Origin of the sequence: Actinomadura bangladeshensis (genome assembly GCF_004348335.1) — a bacterium.
Lineage (GTDB): Bacteria > Actinomycetota > Actinomycetes > Streptosporangiales > Streptosporangiaceae > Spirillospora > Spirillospora bangladeshensis.
Genome location: NZ_SMJW01000509.1, coordinates 1 through 1,941, shown reverse-complemented (window position 1 = coordinate 1,941; position 1,941 = coordinate 1). Strand labels below are relative to the sequence as shown.

Annotated in this window: 2 protein-coding genes; one reads left to right on the top strand and one right to left on the bottom strand. The window is 71.6% G+C overall.

Annotated elements, in window-relative coordinates; genetic code table 11:
- Positions 1-70: 70 nt before the first annotated feature.
- Positions 71-1,225, bottom strand: coding sequence for a 5-(carboxyamino)imidazole ribonucleotide synthase (locus E1284_RS40430; RefSeq protein WP_131945393.1), 1,155 nt, complete (start codon positions 1,223-1,225; stop codon positions 71-73).
- Positions 1,226-1,464: 239 nt separating this feature from the next.
- Here E1284_RS40430 and E1284_RS40425 point away from each other — a divergent pair.
- Positions 1,465-1,941, top strand: a 477-nt coding sequence (locus E1284_RS40425; RefSeq protein WP_243715053.1) for a GtrA family protein, incomplete at its 3' end; no start/stop codon positions are given.

Here is a 1,941-nt window from a genome sequence, read left to right as displayed (position 1 = left end):
CCCCGGTTCGCTCCGCTCATGCCCGCCTCCTGTGGGGGGGCGACCCCCCACACCCCCCGGTTCGCTCCGCTCATTTGTGGTGCTCCCCCATCTTCGTCCCCCACCGCAGGTAGTCGGCGGCGTGGCGGGCCCGTGCGCGGACGTCGGCGAGGTCGGCGCCGAGCGCGGTCACATGGCCGATCTTGCGTCCCGGCCGCGACTCCTTGCCGTACATGTGCACCTTGACGGCCGGGTCGTGGGCCATCACGTGGATGTAGCGGGAGTACACGTCCGGGTCGTCGCCGCCGAGCACGTTGGCCATGACCGTGTACGGCGCGGTCGGCTCGGTGGAGCCGAGCGGCAGGTCGAGGACGGCCCGGAGGTGCTGCTCGAACTGCGACGTGCGGGCGCCCTCGATCGTCCAGTGCCCGGAGTTGTGCGGGCGCATGGCCAGCTCGTTCACCAGCAGGCCGGCGTCGGTCTCGAACAGCTCGACCGCGAGCAGCCCCACGACGCCCAGCTCGTTCGCGATGCGGAGCGCGAGACCCTGCGCCTCGACCGCGAGGTCCTCGGACAGGCCCGGCGCGGGCGAGATCACCTCGGTGCAGATGCCGCCCTCCTGGACGGTCTCCACGACCGGGTACGCGGCGCCCTGCCCGTACGGGGAGCGCGCGACGAGCGCGGCCAGCTCCCGCCGGAACGGGACGTGCTGCTCGACCATCAGGTCGACGCCCTCCGCGAGCAGCCGCTCCACCTGGCCGGACGGCTCGTCCACCACCCAGACGCCCTTGCCGTCGTAGCCGCCGCGGGTGGCCTTCAGGACCAGCGGCCAGCCGTGCTCGCGGCCGAACGCCTCCAGGAACTCCACCGGCCCGGACGACGGCACGTGCGCGTACTCGGGGCACGGGACGCCGAGGCCGCTGAGCCTGTCCCGCATGACCAGCTTGTCCTGCGCGTGGGCCAGGGCCGCCGCGCCCGGACGGCACGGGACGCCCGAGTCCTCCAGCTCGCGGATGTGGGCTCCCGGGACGTGCTCGTGGTCGAACGTCACCACGTCGCAGCCCTTGGCGAACGCCAGCAGGTCGTCGCGGGAGCGGTCGTCCCCCACCCGCACGTCGGACACGACCTTGGCGGCCGACTCGTCCGCCGCCCCGGCGAGGACGCGCAGCGACACGCCGAGCGCGATCGCGGCCTGCTGCGTCATCCGGGCGAGCTGGCCCCCGCCCGCCATTCCGACGACGGGCATATCAGCTGGAACTGTCACGTCAGAAGGTTATCGGCCGGGCGGCATGAACGAATCCCCGGCCGCCGGCGTCGAAAGTGTGTGGGCATCTCGGCAACGGGCAGGGAACGCCGGGTGAGGGTGAAACGTTCATGTTCCGACGTCCCCGCCGCCCCGGGCGTCTATCCTCGTGGTGCCTCCGCATCAGCCGCCGCGCCGCCCGCCGTGGCGTACAACGAAGTCCGGAAGGACGGTTCCCCTTCGTGAGCCTGGTCGCCAAACTCCACCGGCGGTTCGCGCACCTCGTGCAGGAACTCGCCAAGTTCGGCAGCGTGGGCGCGATCGCGTTCGTGATCACGGTCGTGATCGGCAACGGCCTGCACACCGGCATGGGAGTGGGCCCGCTCACCTCCAACGGGGTCGCCACGATCATCGCCACGACGTTCTCGTACCTGGCGAACCGGTACTGGACGTTCCGGCACCGCGACCGCACCGGGCTCGGCCGCGAGTACGTGCTGTTCTTCGCGCTGAACGGCGTCGGGCTCGTCATCACCGAGCTGTTCATCGGCTTCTCGCACTACGTCCTCGGCCTGGACGGCGCCGTGTTCTACAACATCGCGCTGATCATCGGCACCGGCGTGGCGACGCTGTTCCGCTTCTGGTCGTACAAGAAGTGGGTGTTCCTGCCGGCGAGCGCCCCGAGCGTCGACCCCGCGTCCGGCCTGCCCGAGGCCCCCGCC

Coding starts and splice junctions, on each gene's coding strand:
- E1284_RS40430 (WP_131945393.1), bottom strand. CDS start 1,225: ATGCCCGTCGTCGGAATGGCGGGCGGGGGCCAGCTCGCCCGGATGACG.